Here is a 20,296-nt window from a genome sequence, read left to right as displayed (position 1 = left end):
AAAACGTCATGCATGTATCGACAGGAATCGGGTATGCCCAAGAACCCAGGTCTCATTTCACTCAACTCTCTGACGACTCCTCCATTTGCGCGCCGGCGTAGCGTGATGTGCCCCTATATGCTGCTGGGACTGGCCATGGGCAGTCAGCTGGCGGGAGCGGCGCACGCCCAAGTGCAGACCAGCGAGGCCGAGGCCACTCTGCCACAGGTCACCGTGCAAGAAAAAGTCGCTCCCGTCACCGCTCCCTATGCGGGGGGGCAGGTCAATTCCGGCGGTCGTGTCGGCTTGTTGGGAGACAAGGACTTCATGGAGACGCCCTTCAACACCATCAGCTATACCGAAAAGTTCACGCAGGATCGTCAGGCACAGACCATTACCGATGTGATCTCTGCCACCGATCCCACGGTGTTCAGCAATGGGGTTGCAGCGTCATGGAGCGAAAACTACTCGATTCGCGGTTTCTCTTCGAGCAGCTCCGACATGACGCTGGGCGGTCTCTATGGCATGGCTCCTTACTACCGCACCACGCCGGAGATGTTCGAGCGCATCGAAGTCCTCAAAGGACCGTCCGCATTGCTCAATGGCATGCCCCCTGGAGGATCAGTGGGGGGCTCCGTCAACCTGGTTCCCAAACGCGCTGCCAGCGATCCCATCACGCGACTGACCACCACCTATATGTCGGATTCGCAGTTTGGCGGCCATATTGATCTGGGGCGCAGGTTTGGCGCAGACAATCAGTTCGGCATCCGCTTCAATGGTGTTTACCGTGGAGGTGAAGGGGCGGTAAACCAGCAGGACAAGAAATCCAGGCTTGCATCATTGGGCCTTGACTGGCGTGGCGATCGAGCCCGGATCTCCGCCGACTTCTACACCAGCGATGACCGCGTGAACGGCGTGACACGAGGCATCAGTCTGGCCCCGGGTGTGGCCATTCCCAGGCCGCCCAAGCCTGAGACCCTGCTGAACCCCAACTGGTCGCATGTGCACAATCACGACAAGGCCGCGATGGTGCGCGGTGAATTCGATGTGAACGACCAGGTGATGGCCTACGCGGCCTTCGGCGTCAGCAAAACCGACTATGAATACAACGGCGCGATGTCGGCTCAGGTGCTCAACGCTGCGGGCGATTTCAAGACCGCCATGGGACAACTGGCCTTCGAGCAGAAAAAGCGTTCGGCTGAAATGGGTCTCAAGGGAAGGCTCCAAATCGGAGCCATCAAGCATCAATGGGCGCTCAATGCAACGCACTATGCTCACAAGCAGGACGACTATGGGCGCCGTAGCGTGCCGGGCGCAGACTGGACTACCAACCTCTACAACCCGGTCTGGGGACCGGAAGCGCCCTTTGTTGCGCCGCACATCTCGCACACCGAAGTGCGCCTGACCAGCTATGGCCTGGCGGACACCATGTCATTTGCCGAAGATCGTGTGCAACTCACCCTGGGCGTGCGCCGCCAGCAAGTGGTCAGCGACGCCTTCAGCATCACCACGGGGGCGCGCACTTCGCGATATGACCAGAGCGCCACATCACCTGCCGCAGCCTTGCTGTTCAAGGCCACAGAACATGTGTCGGCTTACGCCAACTACATTGAAGGCCTGAGCCAGGGCGCAACCGCACCAATGACCGCTGCAAACGCGGGTGAAGTGTTTGCGCCTTACAAGACCAAGCAGAAAGAAGTGGGTGTCAAACTTGATCTTGGGGAATTCGCGCACACGTTCAGTCTGTTCGAGATCACACGCCCCAGCAGCTATACGGACCCGGTCACCAATATCTTCTCGTTCGGCGGAGAGCAGCGCAATCGCGGCATCGAATGGGGCTTCTGGGGATCGCCGCTGCGTGGCGTACGCATGATGGGCGGGATTGCCTACACCGCGCCCAAGCTGACGCAGACCGCTGGCGGCGTCAATCAGGGCAAAGTCGCCACGGGGGTGCCCAAGCTGCAAGGGAAATTGGGTGCTGAATGGGATGTTCCTGCCATTCCCGGGCTGACTGTTACGGGTAATGCAACGGCGGTGTCCAAGCAATATATCAGTGCGGACAACAGCCTTTGGGCGGCAGGTCGTGTGACCTACGACCTCGGTGCACGCTATGCAACCAAGGTCGCCGGCAACCCAGTCACGTTTCGCGCGACGCTGCTGAACGTTTCCAACAAGGCTTATTGGGGCATGCCACTGCTGTCCAGCTTGGCACTGGGGGCACCGCGCACGCTGGCGCTGTCGGCAACGGTTGACTTCTGACGCGGGTGTGCTGAAGTTTGCAGTCCGGTCTCTGGTCTCCAGGTGGACGATGCTCTTGCTAATTCCGAGCAGATATGGATCCGAGATCCTTTGACGGCGGCTGCGCAGTTGATGCATCTGCGCGGCTGCTTTTCATGGCTGCGCAGTTGATGCATCTGCGCGGCTGCTTTTCATGGCTGCGATGACGCTCGGATGGACCAGGTCTGGCCTGGCAGAGGGCTGTGCCCACTGGGCGGTGGGGCTTCTCAATAAGTGAGAATGGGTATCATTTATGTAGAATCGTTGCATTTCCAATGCACGAGAGACTTCGGTGCCTACCCACGCCAACAGCATCGCCAGTGAAGCACTTGGCAGCATGTACACACTGCACAACCGCTGGCTGATCTCCTGGCTGCAGCGCAAGCTTGGCAACCGTTGTGATGCGGCAGACATTGCGCAGGACACATTCACGCGCATTTGGACAACTGCCAGAACGCAAGCAATCGAAGACATCAGAGAGCCCAGGGCTTATCTGACAATCGTCGCCAGGCGATTGATGATCAATCACCTGGAACGGCGCTCGCTCGAACAGGCATATCTTGCCTCCTTGCAGCTATTGCCTGAAGCCACCGCGCTCTCGGCGGAGGCCCGAGCCATCTTGCTGGAGACCCTGGAGGAGCTGGATGCATTGCTGGGAGAGCTTCCAACGAAAGTTCGCACCGCATTCCTGCTTTCACAGCTCGAAGGGCTTGCTTATGAGGAGATCGCCACGCAGATGCAAGTAAGCGTGCGTACGGTCACCCGCTATATGGCGCAAGGCTTCCGGCAATGCCTGCGTGTGATGCTGGATGCCTGAAATGAGTGCAGTCGATGCAAGCATTCTCGATGAGGCCGCTCAATGGCTGGCTCGCCGGCATGCATCGGACTTCAGCGAAGCAGAGCAGGCCGAGCTTGCCCGGTGGCGCAGCCTCAGTGCAACCCACGAGGAAATCTGGCAACGCATAGAGCAACTGAAATTCCGAATGGAGAGTGTTCCCTCGGCAGTCGGCATGGCCGTTCTGGATCGTCCACGTGCGACGGGAAATCGCCGGCAGATTCTGCGTGCATCGGCACTCGCTCTGGCAACTCCAATGCTTGGCTGGTTCTCCTACCGCTATCTGCCATGGCACATCTGGAATGCGGACTTCAGAACAGCAACAGGCGAAAGACGCGAACTGACATTGGCTGACAACAGTCAGGTGCTGTTGAATACGGCTTCCGCAATAAGCGTTCAGTTCGATGGCAAGGAACGTCTGATCCAGCATCTTGCAGGTGAGATTCTGGTGGAAACCGCACACCTGAGCGAATACAAGACCTTGCCCTTTGTTGTCCAGACTGCCGATGGGCGGCTGCAGGCACTGGGCACCAAATTCATCGTTCGAAAGCATGCGCGAAGCACGACGCTGTCGGTGCTGCAAGGCGCGGTGCAGGTAGTGCCTGCGCATTCCAGGCAATCCCTTGTCGTGCAGGCTGGCGAGCAAGTGAACTTCGATGCTCACAAGGCGGGCGCCTTCACCTCCCTGCCATCCCACGCCGATGCCTGGACTCGGGGTGTGTTGTATGCCGAGAACATGCGCTTGGCTGACTTCCTGGAGGAGTTGCAGCGCTATCGCGAAGGAATCCTGCGCTGCGATCCAAGTGCTGCTGAGCTGCTCGTGTCCGGCACATTCCATTTGCGCGATACAGATCGTATTCTCGAGTTGCTGGCTCGGACCCTGCCAATCCGTAGGCAGCAACGCACCCGTTACTGGATCACCGTCACGCGTTCCTGAAGTTTCCCGGGATCAGGTTTTCGCATGCTGCCCTCGGAAATTCAGGCCGCAGCGATGACTCTTTTAAATCGCTGTCCTGTTTTTCAATCTCGCCTGTCAAGTGCATCAAGACCCGTTTATTGACAGCCAAGAGGATTGAGCAGATGCCCGAAAAGTACGTCCGGAAACCCAACAGGAACGCCAATGCGATGCGACTGCGCCCGGTCGCAACGGCAGTCAGAGGAATTTTTGTTGCCATCGTCGGCACAGCCGCTATCGGTTTGCACATGCCGGAGGCTTACGCTGCAGATCCGGTTACCAGTCCCGCGCAGAAGTCCTATCAGGTATCCGCTGGCCCGCTCGGTCCTGCACTGATGGACTTTGCCGGTCAGGCGGGCATCAATCTCAGCATGGATCTGAGCAAGCTCAAGGACAAGCGTACTCCTGGCCTGTCTGGTTTCCACACCGTCGATAGCGGTTTTGCACATTTGCTGGAAAGCTCGGGACTGAGTGCACGTCGTCTAGGTGAAGGCAACTATGCACTGGAAGTCCCGGGGAGCACCAAGGCATCCATCGAACAAAAGAGCAGTGCTTCCGTGCCCGTCAGCGGGCAAGGCTCTCCGGAGCTTGCAGCCGTGACGGTGACGGCTCGTACCCAGAATAATCTCGTTGCGCCGTCTCGGCAGGTCAGTATTCTCGAAGCTGAAGAAGTTCAGCAACTTCGGCAAGGCTCCGACAGTCTGGCAACCATGCTCAGCAAAGTCGTCCCGGGGATGGCAGATTCCAGCCACACAATCACCGACTATGGGCAGACTCTGCGCGGCCGGAACATGCTTGTCCTCGTGGACGGGGTTCCACTGAACACCAATCGCGACTCATCCAGAAACCTCGCCAACATCAACCCTGCGGACATCGAACAGATTGAGGTGCTTCGCGGCAGCAGCGCCATCTACGGCAGCGGCGCAGCAGGCGGCATCATCTCTGTGCGTACCAAACGCCCCTCGGGCGAGACCAAAGCAGAGACCATAGTGACAGGGTCTGCACCGCTGTCCAAACTCAGAGGCGCCGGGCTTGGAGCCGAAGTCCAGCACTATCTTTCTGGCGGCGGCGATGTGGTCGACTATTCCGTCAGCCTGGGCGCCAAGCATGTCGGAGGCTCATTCGACGCCAAGGGCGCACGCATTGCACCCGAGCCCAGCCAGGGAGACTTGTTCGACTCCGATATCTACAACGCGTCCGCCAAGATCGGCTTCAAGCTGGACGCAAATCAACGGCTTCAATTCTCCGCGAGCCACTACAACGCCAGCCAGGACACCGACTATGCATCCGATCCGTCAGTGGCCCGCTTGCCCGCAGGTACGGCAGCCGCCAGGCCTATCAAGGGCTTGGTACTTGCAGATCAAAACCAGATCAAGAACACCATGCTGGGTCTTGACTATGAGAACCGCGATCTCGCAGGCAGCGCCGTGGCGGCTCAACTCTATTACCGGGATTTTTATACGCGCTTTGCGCCCTTCGATGCACGAGCCGTTCCTGTGCGAGGCGCCAACGTCGATCAGTCCATGCAGAACTCCGATGTGTTCGGTGGTCGCCTGACCATCAAAACACCTCTCGGACAAGAGAAGAACACCTTGCTGATCTGGGGGGCCGACTTCAATCACGAGCGCACCGACATGCCGATCGATATCTTTGATCCCAAGGCCTATGACGCCAGTGGAGGTCTGGTGTTCAACAAGATTGGCCGCCTGATCTATATGCCCCAGGTCACGACCCGAAGCATTGGCGCCTTTGCCCAGCTGCAACACAAATTCAACGATCAGTGGTCCGTGGAAGGCGGAGCGCGCTACGACCGAGCTCAGGCCAGCTTCAACGACTTCACTCCTTTGTCGCAATCGAAATTGCCCAGCCCCCAGTCCGTCTCTGGCGGTACCGTTAAATACGGCTCATGGACTTACAACCTGGGCACGGTCTTTGCGCCGACCAAGGGACACGAGTTCTATGCGTCCTACAGCCAGGGCTTTGAGCTGCCGGATATTGGGGTCGTGGTGCGCAATGCCACAGCGGGCTTCAACATCGGCAATTCCAACCTGCAGGCCGTCAAAACAGATACCGTGGAAGTCGGTTGGCGCGGCAAGTTTTCCAATGTCATTGCCAACCTGGGAGCCTTTCAATCGCGCTCCGATCTCGGCGCCGTGCAGAGTTTCAATAACGGGCTCACGCTGTTGCGAACCAAAGAAAAAATCAAGGGGATCGAAGGCGGCCTCGATTACTTCAGCGACGATGACCGCTGGAGCAGCGGTGGGAGCTTTACCTGGATGAAAGGGCGTGAACTTCCGCAGGGATCAAGCCTTTATCAGGACATGACGGGCTATCGTATTCCGCCCCTCAAACTGACTGCCTATGTGGAATACCGTCCCAATGCCAGCTGGAGCCACCGCATCCAGGCAAGCGCATATGCCTCCAAGGATTACCGCCTGGATGGCAAGACCAGCTTTGGGCGCCACGACACCAGGGGCTACACCACGGTGGACTTGATCAGCCAATGGAAAATCGACTCCAAGAACCGCGTATCGCTCGGTGTGGAAAACCTGCTTAACCGCAACTACTTCCCGCTATACAGCCAGCTGCTTCGCAATAACAACAACACCAGCCGCCTCCCTGCAGCGGGCACTGTGTTGCGAGTCAGCTATGCACACACTTGGTAGGTGCGCGTCATACAGGCCGATCGACGAATGGCAGCGCTTTACGACAGCAGCGCCTGATCTGATGGAGCTGTTTTGACGCCGAGGCACTGCGGCTGCCGCTTGCCGTATTTCTGACAGCGTTCCCTGAGAGTCTGCTGCCTTAGCTGGCTTCCTGTGTCCGGTAAGGAATGACAGCCATCGGCAATCCATGGTCGACTGGAAAAAAGATGCAGCGATATGAGCCGCCTGGACGTATCTGTTTCCGGGGGCTGAGTTGTGTTTACGACGTTGTCGATCTGAAATATCGACCTGTCAGCTCCAAAGGGCCGCAGCTTCGGCAGCGGCCCTTTTGGCTGCTCGGCCTGGCTTGTTGACTTGGCTCAATATGAGCCGGGGCAAAGCCCGGCACAGTGTGGCGCATATGTTCACCATGCCCTCCATGTCGCAAATCGCTTCCACGTTTGGGCAGCCTGAGAGCTTTGCTCCAGGCTCTTGGCTCAGGCAACGTCGCCAACCCCTTGATTCGGTGCTGTATCTGGAAAGCGGCAGCGTGATGCTCGGGGTCGGGCAGGATTCGGCCATGCGCCATCAACTGGGGCAGGTGGAAGGGCCGACCTGGCTGGATGCCGCTTTTGCGCTGCAGGAGCGTCCTTCCTGCCTAGATATGCAGGCGCAGACGGCTGGGCGCATCTACATCATTCCTCTGGCGCGCTTTCTAAGTTCTGTGGCGGAGCTTGCACCCGCCGTACAGCACTTGCTCAAAGATCTGGCCAGGGCCTATTGCTCGCAGACCGAGCTGGCGGTCAGTCGTCTGGCTCAGGACGCCGAAGCTCGCTGCGCCCAGTGGCTGCTGAACCATGCGAGCCCGGGAGGAAATGGCAATGCCCTGCATGTCACCCTCAAGGCACGCAAACGCCTGATTGCAGCGCAACTGGGTATTGCGCCGGAAACATTCTCGCGCGTGCTCAGGCAGTTGCGAGAGCATGGGCTGATTGCCGGGCGAGGCAATGTCATTGAATTACCCAAGCCTGGCGCACTGGAGGTGCTGGCGCTGGGGTAAATACCGGGCCGGGTTGCAGGCCATGCAGCGCCTGGCTTCTGCTCTGAGCAGGAGCCAGCGGCGTAGCATTTGTCGACAATCTCCGGGGTTTCCTCTCGTTGGGTTGCAGACATCGGCTCTCTATATTGAGGCCCATGTCAGATGCTGTCTTCTCCCTGCAAGCAGAGCCGCCATGGGTTGCGCCGTCGCAGCCAGAGGAGGTTGCTGCCGCGCCACAGTCTGGGCGATTACGCAGAGGCCCAGGCCCCATGCTGCGCAGCATGGTGCTTGTTGCCATGATTGCAGTGCTGCTGGCTGGAGCTGGCGCTGCGGGCTGGGTGGCTTATTCCCTGCGCCGGGCGGTCATGGACGGAGCGTTGCCGGCGCAGACCAAGGCGTTGGAATACGCGGCTCGTTCGCTGGCCTTCAGAGTCGAGCAGCAGCAAAAGCCCCTGCATAGTCTGTCCTCTGTGCTGGCGGGCCATATGCATGATTCTCCGGAGTCACTGCAGGCCATGCTCAAGCAGCCCACATCCATGGCACAGCAGTATGAGCAACTTCAACTGGCTGATGGAAAAGGGCAGTTGCTGGTCAATCTGCATCAGGAGCAGGCGCTGGCCGCAGAACAGCTTGAAGAGCCGCTGCGTGAAGTGCTCAAGCGCTCGTTGGCTGAGGGCAAGCCGATCACCCAAGCCTGGGTGCGTGCCGGTGATGCGGGCCTGCAGCTGGAGTTTCAGAATGTCGTGCCTGTGCGTGATCTGCAAGGCAAGTTGCAGGGCGTTCTTGGCGGCAGCTACCGGACGCCTTTGTCGGTGTTGTTTTCGCTGGAGGTTGCCTCTGCCGAAGCGGGTAGCCAGCTGCTGCTGATCGACCGTGACCTTCGTCCGCTGGCTCTCAGCAGCAAAGGGCAGTGGCAATTGCCCCCTGCCCTGGGCGATGCTGCGCTACCTCGCGGGCTGGATCAAGCTTGGCTCAAGACGGCACAGACGGGTGCAGTCAGTGAACAGAGAAATAGCCAACTCTGGAGCGCCATGCCGCTGCCTTGGGCGCAATGGACTCTGCTGAAGGTCAGCAACGTTCAGGAATGGGTGCCGGGAGTCTCGGCCAGGATGATGGGCTGGCTGGCCACGGCCCTGCTGGTACTGGCTGGACTGCTTGGAGCGGTGCTTTGCCTGATCGCCTATCCGCTGACGGCCTTGTTCCGCTCGGCAGAGCAGGCTTCTCGACGCGGGCTGATGCTGGAGGTGGACTTGGGCAGCCGGGGGGGCAACTGGTGGCATGGCCTGTCCGATCACGACTGGGGAGAGGCTCAGACCCTGCGCACTGCATTGCAAGCCCTGGGCGGTGGTTATGAGGCGCATGGCGAGCTGGAGCGTGATTTGCAGATGCAGTTGCAGACCTTGATGGACTATGCCCCCGTAGGTTTGATCGTGACGCATGGCTCAAAGGTGCAGCGTGTGGGCATGCAGGCAGCCAGAGTACTTGGCTATCAGCCTCAGGAAATGCAGGGCCTGGCTGTGCGTGATCTGTGTGCCAGCGATGCCGACTATGAGGATCTGATGGGGCGGGTTCGGCGGGCTCTTGATACTTACGGACAATTTGATAGCGAAGTTTGCTTGGTACGCAAGGATGCAAGGCCGATATGGGTGCGAATTCACGGTCAGAGCATGCAGCGCATGCACAGGGCCTGGGAGCAGTCGGGCAAGGCGCTGGATGGTCAATACCTGGTCTGGGAGTTGGAGGATGTGACCACGCAGCGGCAGTTGCGCGAGCAATCGAGCTGGAAAGCCATGCACGATCCCTTGACGCGCCTGCCCAACCGAACGGCGTTTGCTCTGCGGCTCAAGGAATGGCTGCGCGAATATACGACTCCCGACTATCTGGAGAGCATGGGAGGCGCGAATGTGATCGCGCGTTCGCAGAGCGAGCCCAAGGCGCATGGCATCGTGCTCTATGTTGACCTGGACCACTTCTCCCAGGTCAATCGCCAGGGCGGGCGTGAAGTGGGTGACGAGGTGCTGGGCCATATCGCGCGCCTGATCGAATCAACGGTGCGGCCTCATGGCTGGGTGGCCAGGGTTGGGGGCGATGAATTTGCCATTCTCATGGCCGGAATCAGCCGTGAGGAGGGAATGCGCCATGCGCAACTGCTGTGCATGGCCATACAGGACTGGGAGGGCTCCTATCAGGGGCAGCGCTATATGTTGAGTGCCAGCATCGGCATGCTGTTGCTGGACGCCAGCTACCACACGGCGGCCAGCGCCTTCAAGGGGGCCGATATGGCCTGCTACGCCGCCAAGCGCAAAGGGCGCAACCGTGTGGAAGTGATGACAGCGGCTGTTTGAGCCGGATTGCGCATGCTGAATTCAAGGCAGATATGACAGCCTAGAGGGCAATCCCTTGGCTGCTCAAAGGGGCTGACTGAGTTACGCTCTGCGACTGCTTTGTATACAAAATGGATGAGGCTGGCCGTGCCAAAGCGCCCGGATGGCCGTGACCTATGCGTGACCAGACCTTGTTCGACAAGATAGATTTGCACCTGATCAGGGTGCTGCACACGGTGCTGACGGAACGTAGCGTCTCCAGGGCAGCGCTGCGACTGGGCATGCACCAGCCGGCGGTGTCTGCAGCACTGCGGCGTCTGCGCGAGCTCGCTGGCGACCCTTTGCTGGTGCGCTCCGGGGCACAGATGCAGCCTACCGATGTGGGTCTGCGCATGGTGCAACCCTCGGCAGACATTCTGCGTGCGGCCGAGGGGCTGTTCAGCGATGCGCGGCAGTTTGACCCACGCACCTCGACTCGTACCTTCCGCATTGCGGCCAGCGACTATCTGGATCCCCAGTTCCTGCCGCGGCTGATGTCGGCCATGAAGGCGCAGGCCCCGCATTGCCCGGTCGACTTTCTGCCGCTGAGCGCCGAGGCGCATTACGAGGGGCAACTGGCCGATGGCGAGATTGATGTGGTCATCGGCAACTGGCCGCAGCCACCGGAAGGCCTGCACATGGCCAAGCTGTTCGAGGACGAGGTGGTCTGCCTGGTCAGTCCCAAGCATCCGGCAGTGCGCAGGGGCTGGGATGTACAGCAATGGCTGCAGGCCGAGCATATTGCGCCAACCCCGGCCTATCCCGGTGCCCTGGGCGTGATAGACGAACAGTTGGCGGGCATGGGTTTGAGCCGCCAGGTGGTGGCACGCTGCGCGCATTTCAGTCTGATTCCCGACATGGTGGCATCAAGCTTGCTTGTCATGACCTCGGGCAGATTGTTCTGTGAGCGTTTCAGCGAACGTCTGTCCCTGGCCATACTGCCTTGCCCCGTGGAATTCCCTCCGCTGGTCTATTACCAGCTCTGGCATGCGCGTTCGCATGCCGGAGCCGCCACACGCTGGCTGCGAGAGGTGGTTCGCAATGTTGCACTAACGCTGCGAAATCAATAGCTTGTATCGTATTCCTGTTCAGCGCATAGAGCCTGTTTGAGTCAATTTGTTATTTGAATTGAGAGACAATCCAGCGATGAATCCCCCCCCGACACATTCCCCATCTGCGAGTGCGCCTGCGCGCTTGCAGCTGGAGGGTATTACCAAGCGGTACCCGGCTGTGGTTGCAAACAGCAAGGTATCGCTGAAAGTTAAGCCCGGCGAGATCCACGCCATCCTGGGCGAAAACGGCGCTGGCAAGTCCACGCTGATGAAGATCATCTACGGTGCGGTCAAGCCTGACGAGGGTGCCATCCTGGTCGACGGCAAGCCGGTGCAGATCCGCAATCCGCAGGAAGCCCGGGCACTGGGCATTGCCATGGTGTTCCAGCATTTCAGCCTGTTCGACACGCTGACCGTGGCCGAGAACGTCTGGTTGGGCCTGGACAAGAGCATTGCACTGGCCGAGGTGATCGAGAACATTCAGGCCACGGCCCGCGATTACGGGCTGGAGGTGGACCCGCATCGTCCCGTACACACGCTTTCCGTCGGCGAAATGCAGCGCGTGGAAATCATCCGCGCCCTGCTGACCAATCCTCGCGTGCTGATTCTGGACGAGCCCACCTCGGTGCTCACGCCCCAGGCCGTGGAGATGCTGTTTGTGGTGCTGCGCCGCCTGGCCGCGGAAGGCTGCTCCATCCTCTATATCAGCCACAAGCTGCATGAAATCCGCTCGCTGTGCACGGCTTGCACGGTGTTGCGCGGCGGTGTGGTGACGGGGGAGTGCAACCCGGCCAACGAGACCAATGCTTCGTTGTCACGCATGATGATCGGCTCGGAGCCGCCGGAGCTGGAGCACCGCAGTGCGAATACCGGCGATACCGTGCTGCGTGTGCAGGGGCTGTCGCTCAGAAGCCAGGATCCTTTTGGTGTCGATCTGCAGAGCATTGCGCTGCAGGTGCGTGCGGGCGAAGTCGTCGGTATTGCCGGCGTCTCCGGCAACGGCCAGAAAGAGCTGATGTATGCGCTGTCCGGCGAGGACACACGCTCCGAGGCAGAGGCCGTGCAGTTGCTGGGCAAGGGCGTGGGACGCATGGGGCCTGGTCGGCGCCGTGGCATGGGCCTGCACTTCGTGCCCGAAGAGCGTCTGGGGCGCGGAGCCGTGCCCAGCATGGGCCTGGCCCACAACCTGTTGCTGACGCGCAAGACTGCGGTGGGCAAGGGCGGCTGGATTCGCATGGCGGCTCTGCAGGCGCAGGCGCGGGACATCATCGGTCGCTTCAACGTCAAGGCCGGCGGCCCGAATTCGGCCGCGCAGTCGCTGTCAGGCGGCAATCTGCAGAAGTTCATCGTGGGTCGTGAAATTGATGCCAGGCCGCGTCTGCTCATCATCTCTCAACCCACCTGGGGGGTGGATGTGGGGGCTGCGGCGCAGATTCGGGGCGAGATTCTCAAGCTGCGCGACCAGGGTTGCGCCGTGCTGGTGGTCAGTGAGGAGTTGGACGAGTTGTTTGAGATTTGTGACCGCCTGCATGTGGTGGCCAAGGGCCGCCTGAGTCCTTCGGTGGATAGAGCGGCTGCCACGGTGCAGCAGATTGGTGAATGGATGAGCGGCCTGTGGGATGCGGCAGTCGTGCAGGGAGGTGCCCATGCTTAAGCTGGAACAACGTCCCCAGGCATCGAAGTTCTGGACCTATGGCTCGCCGATTCTGGCCTTGCTGATCACCGTGCTGGTAGGAGTCTGCCTGTTTGCCCTGCTGGGCAAGGATCCGGGCAAGGGTTTGCAGGCCTTTTTCTGGGAACCCATCAAGTCGGGCTATGCCCTGGGCGAGCTGGCTGTAAAGGCCACGCCTTTGCTGCTGATCGCGCTGGGGCTGGCCGTATGCTTTCGCTCCAATGTCTGGAATATCGGTGCCGACGGCCAGTTCGTCATCGGTGCGGTGGCTGCGGGCGGCATTGCCTTGCTGGCCGACAAGACCACAGGGCCCTGGATCGTGCCGGCCATCCTGATCGCCGGCATGCTGGGCGGCATGGTCTGGGCGGGCATTGTGGCCTTGCTGCGCGACCGCTTCAACGCCAACGAGATTCTGGTCAGCCTGATGCTGGTCTATGTGGCCACGCTGGTGCTGGGCTATCTGGTCTATGGTCCCTGGAAGGACCCCATGGGCTACAACTTCCCGCAGACCAAGAGCTTTGAGCGCATCACGCAGATTCCTCGGCTGGTGCAGGGCATGCGCATGAATATCGGCGTCATCATCTCGCTGGTGGGGGCCGGTCTGCTGTGGGCATTTCTGTTTCGCACGCGTGCAGGTTTTGCCCTGCAGGTCGGCGGCCTGGCGCCGTCGGCGGCACGCTATGCCGGTTTTTCCTCGCGCAAGGCGCTGTGGACGGCGCTGCTGATTTCCGGCGCCACCGCCGGTCTGGCGGGGGCGCTGGAAGTCGCTGGCCCCCTGGGTCAGCTGACGCCCTATGTGCCCGCTGGCTACGGCTTTGCGGCCATCATCGTGGCCTTTGTGGGGCGCCTGCATCCTGTGGGCATGATTTTCTCGGCCATTCTCATGAGCATGTTTTATATCGGTGGCGAGCTGGCGCAGTCGCGTCTGGGCCTGCCCAAGGCACTGACCGGCGTCTTCCAGGGACTGCTGCTGTTCGCGCTGCTGGCCTGCGACACGCTGGTGGCCTATCGCATCCGCTGGGTGGTAAAAAAAGCCGGCAGCGCCATTTCTGCAGTGAAGGGAGCCTGATCCATGGAATCCTATGCACTGCTGCTGGGCTCCACCCTCAGCGCCGGCACCGTTCTGGCGCTGGCGGCCCTGGGCCTGCTGATCAATGAAAAATCGGGCATCGTCAATCTCGGCGCCGAAGGCATGATGCTTTGCGCTGCCATTGCTGGTTTTGCCGCTACCGTGCACACCGGCAATACCTGGATGGGCTTTGGCGCGGGCATGCTGGCAGGGGCCTTGCTGGCCGCCATCTTCGGGGGACTGGTGATCTGGTTCAACACCAACCAGTACGCAACCGGTCTTGCGCTGTCACTGTTCGGCGCGGGCTTCTCGGCTTTCGTGGGCCTGGGCTATGTGCAGGCCAAGCTGCCCGAGCTGCCCAAGTACTCCATCCCGGGCCTGGCAGATCTGCCGGTCGTGGGCCCGGCCTTGTTCACGCTGCACCCGCTGGTCTACGGCGCCATCGTGCTGGCTGCCCTGATGGTCTGGTTTCTGTACCGCACGCGTGCGGGCCTGGTGTTGCGCTCGGTCGGCGAGTCGCCATCCTCGGCCCATGCCCTGGGCTACCCCGTGCGTCGCATCCGTCTGATGGCCGTGATGTTTGGCGGTGCCATGTGCGGTCTGGCGGGGGCCTTCATCTCCGTGGTCTACACGCCGCTGTGGGTGGAGAACATGGTGTCGGGTCGAGGCTGGATCGCTCTGGCGCTGACGACTTTCGCGACCTGGCGACCGGCCCGTGTCCTGCTGGGCGCCTATCTGTTTGGCGGCGTGACCATGTTGCAGTTCCATCTGCAGGCCACGGGGGTCCAGGTGCCCAGCCAGATTCTGTCCATGCTGCCGTATCTGGCCACCATTGTGGTACTGGTGCTGATCTCGCGCAATCCGACCTGGATTCGAGCCAATATGCCGGCCTCCCTGGGAAAGCCCTTCTACCCTGGAGCGTGATGCCCAAATGTGGTGCAATCCGCTTTTCAAAAATAACGAGAGGACAACTTCGATGACAACTCTGGGCAAACGCGCTCTGATCAAGATGATCGGCCTGACGGCTGTTTCCATGGCTGTGCTGACCGCTTGCGGCAAGAAGGAAGAGGCTCCTGCAGCGCCTGCCGCCGCACCTGCGGCTGCTCCTGCTGCCGACAAGCTCAAGATCGGCTTCATGTATGTGAGCCCCATCGGCGACGGCGGCTGGACCTACCAGCACGAGCTGGGCCGCAAGGCCATCCAGGAGAAGTTCGGCGACAAGATCGAGACCTCCATGGTCGAGAGCGTGCCAGAGTCTGCCGATGCCGAGCGCGTGATGCGCGACATGATCGGTCAGGGCAACAAGCTGGTCTTCGCCACCAGCTTCGGCTATCAGGACTTTGTGCAGAAAGTCGCCGCCGACGTCAAGGATGTGAAGTTCGAGCACGCCACCGGCTACAAGACGGCCGACAACGCAGCCGTGTACGACACCAAGACCTTTGAAGGTGCTTATCTGGCCGGTATCGTGGCGGGTGCCATGACCAAGACCAAGACTGTGGGCGTGGTGGCTTCGGTGCCAATCCCCGAAGTGGTGCGCAACATCAACAGCTTTGTGCTGGGCGCCCAGAGCATCGACCCATCCATCAAGGCCAAGGTGGTCTGGGTGAACGAGTGGTTCGCTCCTCCCAAGGAATCCGAAGCCGCCAACAGCCTGATCAACGGCGGCGTGGATGTGATGTACCAGAACACCAATTCTCCAGCCGTGCTGAAGACGGCCGAGGAGCGCGGTGCCCGTGCCTTCGGCAAGGACGGCGACATGAGCGGCTTCGCGCCCAAGGCTCATCTGGGCTCGGCCGTGATCGACTGGACTCCTTACTACAGCAAGGTGGTGGAAGACACGCTGGCCGGTAAGTGGCAGACCGGCAACTTCTGGTGGGGTGTGAAGGAGGGCGCCATCGACCTGAAGAAGATCGCTGACGACGTGCCCCAGGAAATCAAGGACAAGGTTGAGAAGGCTCGCGCCGGCCTGAAGGACGGCACCTTCGCCGTCTGGACCGGTCCCATCAAGGACAACACAGGCAAGGAACTGCTGGAAGCCGGCAAGGTTGCCGATGACGCCTGGCTGCGCAGCATCAACTTCTATGTGAACGGTATCGAGGGCAAGGTGCCCGGTGCCAAATAAGCACTGTTTGCGGGGCGCCTGAGCAGCGTCCGATCAAAGGCCCCTAGGGGGCCTTTCTTTTTGCGCTGTCGTTTTCAGGATACCTATCTGCAATTTGGCGCAGTTTATGCATATATTGCCCAAGGTGTAACCGGTATCCATGGGCTTGCGCTCCTATCGGTTTCAAACCTCACTCTTTGTTCCAAGGAAACTTTAATGACTGATTTGCACAAGCGTTCATTGATCAAGGTCGCCGCACTGACGGCTATTGCCTCGGCCGCTCTCGTGGGCTGCGGCAAGAAGGAGGAAGCAGCTGCGCCGGCCGCAGCCCCCGCTGCCGCTCCTGCGGCCGCTGCTCCCGAACCTCTGAAGATTGCTTTTGCTTATGTCGGCCCGGTGGGCGACGGTGGTTGGTCCTTTGCCCATGACCAGGCCCGCAAAGCCCTGGAAAAAGAGTTCGGTGACAAGATCAAGACCAGCTATGTGGAGAGCGTGCCCGAAGGTGCCGATGCCGAGCGCGTGCTGCGCGACATGGCCTCGCAGGGCAACAAGCTGGTGTTCGGTACCACCTTCGGCTATATGGACGTGATCCAGAAGCTGGCCCCCGAATTCGCCGATGTGAAGTGGGAACACGCCACCGGCTACAAGACCGCCGCCAATGTCAGCACCTATGACAGCCGCACTTACGAAGGTGCCTATCTGGCCGGCATCATTGCCGGTGGCATGACCAAGTCCAACACCCTGGGCGTGGTGGGCTCGGTGCCTATTCCCGAAGTGATCCGCAATATCAACAGCTTCACCCTGGGTGCCCAGTCCGTGAATCCCAAGATCAAGACCAAGGTGGTCTGGGTCAACGAATGGTTCAGCCCTCCCAAGGAGACCGAAGCTGCGACCAGCCTGATCAACGGCGGCGCCGACATCCTGTTCCAGAACACCGATTCGCCGGCGGTGCTGAAGACGGCCGAGGAAAAGGGCAAGCGTGCCTTCGGCTGGGATTCGGACATGACGGCCTACGGCCCCAAGGCTCACCTGGGCTCGTCCATCATCAACTGGGCGCCTTACTACATCGACTCCACCCGCAGCGCGCTGGAAGGAAAGTGGAGCAGCCGCCAGACCTGGTGGGGCGTCAAGGAGGGCGTGATCGACATCGTTTCACTGGCCGACGACATTCCTGCCGACCTCAAGGCAAAGGTTGAGGACGTGAAAAAGGGACTGAAGGAAGGTACATTCACCATCTGGAAGGGCCCTATCACTGGCCAGGACGGCAAGGAACTGATCGCTGCCGACAAGGTTGCCGATGACGGTTTCCTCAAAGGCATCAATTTCTACGTCAAGGGCGTGGAAGGCAAAGTGCCCGGCGGCGACGCCAAGTAAGCACTGCTGATCAGGCATCGCGCCGCCTCGTCGCACCGATTGCGGCCTGTGGCGCATGTCTTCAAGGCAGACCCCGGGTTTGCCGGGTAGTGTTGGCTGTTAACAGTCGTCCAGACACGACTGCAGCGACAGGGCCGCCGCAGAGCGGCCCTTTGTATTTCGATAATGACGAGTATCCCCATGACTGAACGTACCCTCTGGCATCCTGTTGCCCAATCCTCCGAGGTGGTGAGCGCGCCGTTTTCCGTGCTGCTGCTGGAACAGCCGCTGGTGCTGTGGCGCAATGCCGAGGGACTGGTGCAGTCCTTCGTGGATCGCTGCCCGCATCGCGGTGCACGCCTGTCCATGGGGCGCGTGGAGAACGGACATCTGGAGTGCCCCTATCACGGCTGGCAATTCTCCTCCGGTGGCCAATGCGTGAAAGTGCCCGCCGTGCCCGATTTCACTCCCCCCGCATCGCAGCGCGTACGGGCCTTCGAGGTGCAGGAAGCCTACGGACTGATCTGGGTGCGCCTGGAGCCTTCCGACAGCCAGCTGCCCGTGTTCGCTGCCGAGACGGATGAACATCTGCGCAAGGTGAACTGCGGGCCTTACGATGTGGCGGCCAGTGCACCGCGCATCATCGAGAACTTCCTCGACATGTCCCACTTCGGCTTTGTGCACGAAGGCTGGCTGGGCAGCCGCGACGCCACGGCCATTGCCACTTACAAGGTGGAGAGCACCTCCACCGGCGTGCTGGCGACAGGCTGCAAGGCTGTACAGCCCCAGTCCAATCTGCACTCCACCCAGGCGGCCGAGGTGGAGTACACCTACGAGGTGACCGCCGCCTACACGGCCGTGCTGACCAAGATTCCCGAAGAGGGCACTTCCAAACAGGGCTGGCGTGAGCAGATCGGCCTGTTCATCTGCCCTGTCACTCCCGAAACCAGCCGCGTCTGGTTCCGTCTGGCGGTCGCGGACTTCGAATCGACCGACGAGCAGTTGCAGACCTTCCAGCACACCATCTTTGTGCAGGACCAGCCGGTGCTGGAGTCGCAACTGCCCAAGGCCCTGCCGCTGGATCCGCGCGCAGAAATGCACTCGGCGGCCGACCGCATGTCGTCGGCTTATCGCCGTTTCCTGAAGGCCCAGGAGATCGCCTTCGGAACCTGCTGAGACAGGCCTGCCCGGCCTGGCGTCCATGCGGCTCGCCGGGAGGCCGCGCCACTGGCTTGTGGCCGCCAGGCCGAAGTCACAGACTCGTCGGGGCTGGCCATATGGCTTGAGCTGCGCCGGTTTGATAGGCTAGACATTGAATGGCGCGTAGCGCCAAGGAGAATAAAGATGAACACCGTGCCTGCCGTAGATGTTTCCCGTCTGCCGGAGCTGCTGCGAGCCATGCCCAAGGCCGAGCTGCATATGCATATCGAGGGTTCGCTGGAGCCCGAACTGATTTTTGCGCTGGCGCAGCGCAACAAGGTGGCTCTGGCCTATGACAGCGTGGAAGCTCTGCGCGCAGCCTATGCCTTCACCGATCTGCAGAGCTTTCTGGACATCTATTACGCGGGTGCCAGCGTGCTGCTGCACGAGCAGGACTTCTACGACATGGCGCGCGCCTATCTGGACCGCGCCGTGGCCGACAATGTGGTGCACACGGAAATCTTCTTTGACCCGCAGACCCACACCGAGCGCGGCGTAGCCATGGAGACCGTCATCAACGGTCTTTACCGTGCCTGCCGCGATGCGCAGATCGAGCAGGGCATTTCCTCCTCGCTGATCCTGAGCTTTCTGCGCCATCTGAGCGAAGAAAGCGCCCTGCAGACGCTGGAGGCCGCGCTGCCGCTGCGTGACCGCTTCATCGGCGTGGGGCTGGACAGCAGCGAGCTGGGCAATCCGCCCGAGAAGTTCGAGCGCGTGTTTGCGCGCTGCAAGCAACTGGGCCTGCATCTGGTGGCCCATGCCGGGGAGGAGGGGCCGCCCGCCTATATCTGGGGTGCTCTGGATGTGCTGAATGTGGAGCGCATCGACCATGGCGTGCAGTCAGAGCAGGATGCGCTGCTGATGCAGAGGCTGGTCAAGGAGCAGATTCCGCTGACGGTCTGCCCTTTGTCCAATCTCAAGCTCTGCGTGATCAAGGACCTGGCCGATCACAATTTGCCGCGCCTTCTGGCGGCCGGGCTCAAGGTCATGATCAACTCGGACGACCCGGCCTATTTCGGCGGCTATGTCAACGAGAACTACACCCAACTCTTTGCCGCTACGGGCATGGGTGCGCCCGAGGCCTACCAGCTGGCGCGCAACAGTCTGGAAGCGAGCTTTGCCAGCGAGGCGCAGAAGGCCGAATGGATTGCAAAGCTGGATGCAATCTTTGCGCAATTTGCGGCGTGAAAATAGGAGCTTCCAGCGCTTGCTAAATACGGTTTTCAGATGGTTTTCTATCTGAAATCGATGAATATCAAGTGCTGGTTGCTCTTTTTTATCAGTGGCTTGCTTCAGGAAAACTGGGCCTTGATGCGCTCAGCCAACTCTCCCAGCGCTGCAAAGCCCGGCTCCTCGCGCTTCCAGACCACGGACAGGCCATCGCCCTCGAAGCGCGGCAGCACATGCAGGTGAAAGTGAAACACCGTCTGCCCCGCAGGCGCGCCATTGGCCTGGAAGATATTGATGCCGTCGGGATCGAAAGCCTTGTTCACCGCAGCCGCCACGCGCTGGGCCGTCTGCATCACGGCGCCGGCCTCCTCGGGCGTCAGCTCCAGCAGATTGACGGCATGGCGCTTGCTGGCTACCAGCACATGGCCTCGTGTGGCCTGGCCGATGTCCATGAAGGCGATGGTCAGATCGTCCTCATAGACCTTGGCCGATGGAATCTCCCCTTTGACGAGCTTGCAGAAAATGCACTCGCCAGGGGGCGAGTGGTCTACAAACATGGGCATGACGCTCTCCTTTTTTATGGTTC

15 protein-coding genes are annotated in these 20,296 nt (G+C 60.5%); 14 read left to right on the top strand and 1 reads right to left on the bottom strand.

Annotation, left to right across the window (positions count from 1 at the left end; translation table 11 throughout):
- Nucleotides 1–33: 33 nt before the first annotated feature.
- From FSY45_RS22075 to FSY45_RS22010, 14 genes are all read left to right on the top strand, one after another.
- A complete protein-coding gene (locus FSY45_RS22075) occupies nt 34–2,238 on the top strand; it encodes a TonB-dependent siderophore receptor (protein WP_046461533.1) in 2,205 nt (734 codons plus the stop codon).
- 355 nt (nt 2,239–2,593) lie between these two features.
- Nucleotides 2,594–3,073 (top strand): sigma-70 family RNA polymerase sigma factor, encoded by a 480-nt coding sequence (locus FSY45_RS22070; protein WP_034353742.1) that lies wholly within the window; start codon nt 2,594–2,596, stop codon nt 3,071–3,073.
- Nucleotides 3,066–4,028, top strand: coding sequence for a FecR domain-containing protein (locus FSY45_RS22065; RefSeq protein ID WP_223305675.1), 963 nt, complete (start codon nt 3,066–3,068; stop codon nt 4,026–4,028). The genes FSY45_RS22070 and FSY45_RS22065 overlap by 8 nt, the downstream gene beginning before the upstream one ends.
- Nucleotides 4,029–4,294: 266 nt before the next feature.
- On the top strand, nt 4,295–6,712 hold the full coding sequence (locus FSY45_RS22060) for a TonB-dependent siderophore receptor (RefSeq protein ID WP_370512846.1): 2,418 nt from the start codon (nt 4,295–4,297) through the stop codon (nt 6,710–6,712).
- Nucleotides 6,713–7,112: 400 nt separating this feature from the next.
- Nucleotides 7,113–7,751, top strand: a complete 639-nt coding sequence (locus FSY45_RS22055; protein ID WP_039049055.1) for a Crp/Fnr family transcriptional regulator — start codon at nt 7,113–7,115, stop codon at nt 7,749–7,751.
- A 248-nt stretch (nt 7,752–7,999) separates the two neighbouring features.
- Nucleotides 8,000–10,075: a diguanylate cyclase domain-containing protein gene (locus FSY45_RS22050; RefSeq protein WP_046461535.1), complete on the top strand. Its 2,076-nt coding sequence runs from the start codon at nt 8,000–8,002 to the stop codon at nt 10,073–10,075.
- Between the two features lie 155 nt (nt 10,076–10,230).
- Nucleotides 10,231–11,163: a LysR family transcriptional regulator gene (locus FSY45_RS22045; protein WP_003067150.1), complete on the top strand. Its 933-nt coding sequence runs from the start codon at nt 10,231–10,233 to the stop codon at nt 11,161–11,163.
- A 76-nt stretch (nt 11,164–11,239) separates the two neighbouring features.
- Nucleotides 11,240–12,799, top strand: a complete 1,560-nt coding sequence (locus FSY45_RS22040; protein WP_046461536.1) for an ABC transporter ATP-binding protein — start codon at nt 11,240–11,242, stop codon at nt 12,797–12,799.
- Nucleotides 12,792–13,886: an ABC transporter permease gene (locus FSY45_RS22035; protein ID WP_148748379.1), complete on the top strand. Its 1,095-nt coding sequence runs from the start codon at nt 12,792–12,794 to the stop codon at nt 13,884–13,886. The genes FSY45_RS22040 and FSY45_RS22035 overlap by 8 nt, the downstream gene beginning before the upstream one ends.
- Before the next feature lie 3 nt (nt 13,887–13,889).
- Nucleotides 13,890–14,810, top strand: coding sequence for an ABC transporter permease (locus tag FSY45_RS22030; RefSeq protein ID WP_003052482.1), 921 nt, complete (start codon nt 13,890–13,892; stop codon nt 14,808–14,810).
- Nucleotides 14,811–14,862: 52 nt separating this feature from the next.
- Nucleotides 14,863–16,008 carry a BMP family ABC transporter substrate-binding protein gene (locus FSY45_RS22025; protein WP_046461537.1) on the top strand — a complete coding sequence of 382 codons (1,146 nt, stop codon included), beginning with the start codon at nt 14,863–14,865 and terminating at the stop codon, nt 16,006–16,008.
- 195 nt (nt 16,009–16,203) lie between these two features.
- On the top strand, nt 16,204–17,361 hold the full coding sequence (locus FSY45_RS22020; protein ID WP_003067156.1) for a BMP family ABC transporter substrate-binding protein: 1,158 nt from the start codon (nt 16,204–16,206) through the stop codon (nt 17,359–17,361).
- Between the two features lie 180 nt (nt 17,362–17,541).
- Entirely contained in the window at nt 17,542–18,516 is a 975-nt protein-coding gene (locus FSY45_RS22015; protein ID WP_003067157.1) for an aromatic ring-hydroxylating dioxygenase subunit alpha, read from the top strand.
- A 168-nt stretch (nt 18,517–18,684) separates the two neighbouring features.
- Entirely contained in the window at nt 18,685–19,728 is a 1,044-nt protein-coding gene (locus FSY45_RS22010; protein WP_003067158.1) for an adenosine deaminase, read from the top strand.
- Nucleotides 19,729–19,832: 104 nt separating this feature from the next.
- On the opposite strand, the gene FSY45_RS22005 is transcribed toward FSY45_RS22010, so the two are convergent.
- Nucleotides 19,833–20,273, bottom strand: a complete 441-nt coding sequence (locus tag FSY45_RS22005) for an HIT family protein (protein ID WP_046461538.1) — start codon at nt 20,271–20,273, stop codon at nt 19,833–19,835.
- Nucleotides 20,274–20,296: the final 23 nt, after the last annotated feature.

It is taken from the genome of Comamonas sp. Z1, assembly GCF_008121555.1.
Classification (GTDB): domain Bacteria; phylum Pseudomonadota; class Gammaproteobacteria; order Burkholderiales; family Burkholderiaceae_C; genus Comamonas; species Comamonas thiooxydans.
The sequence above is the reverse complement of the archived record's forward strand: the minus strand, read 5'-3'. Positions and strand labels throughout refer to the sequence as shown.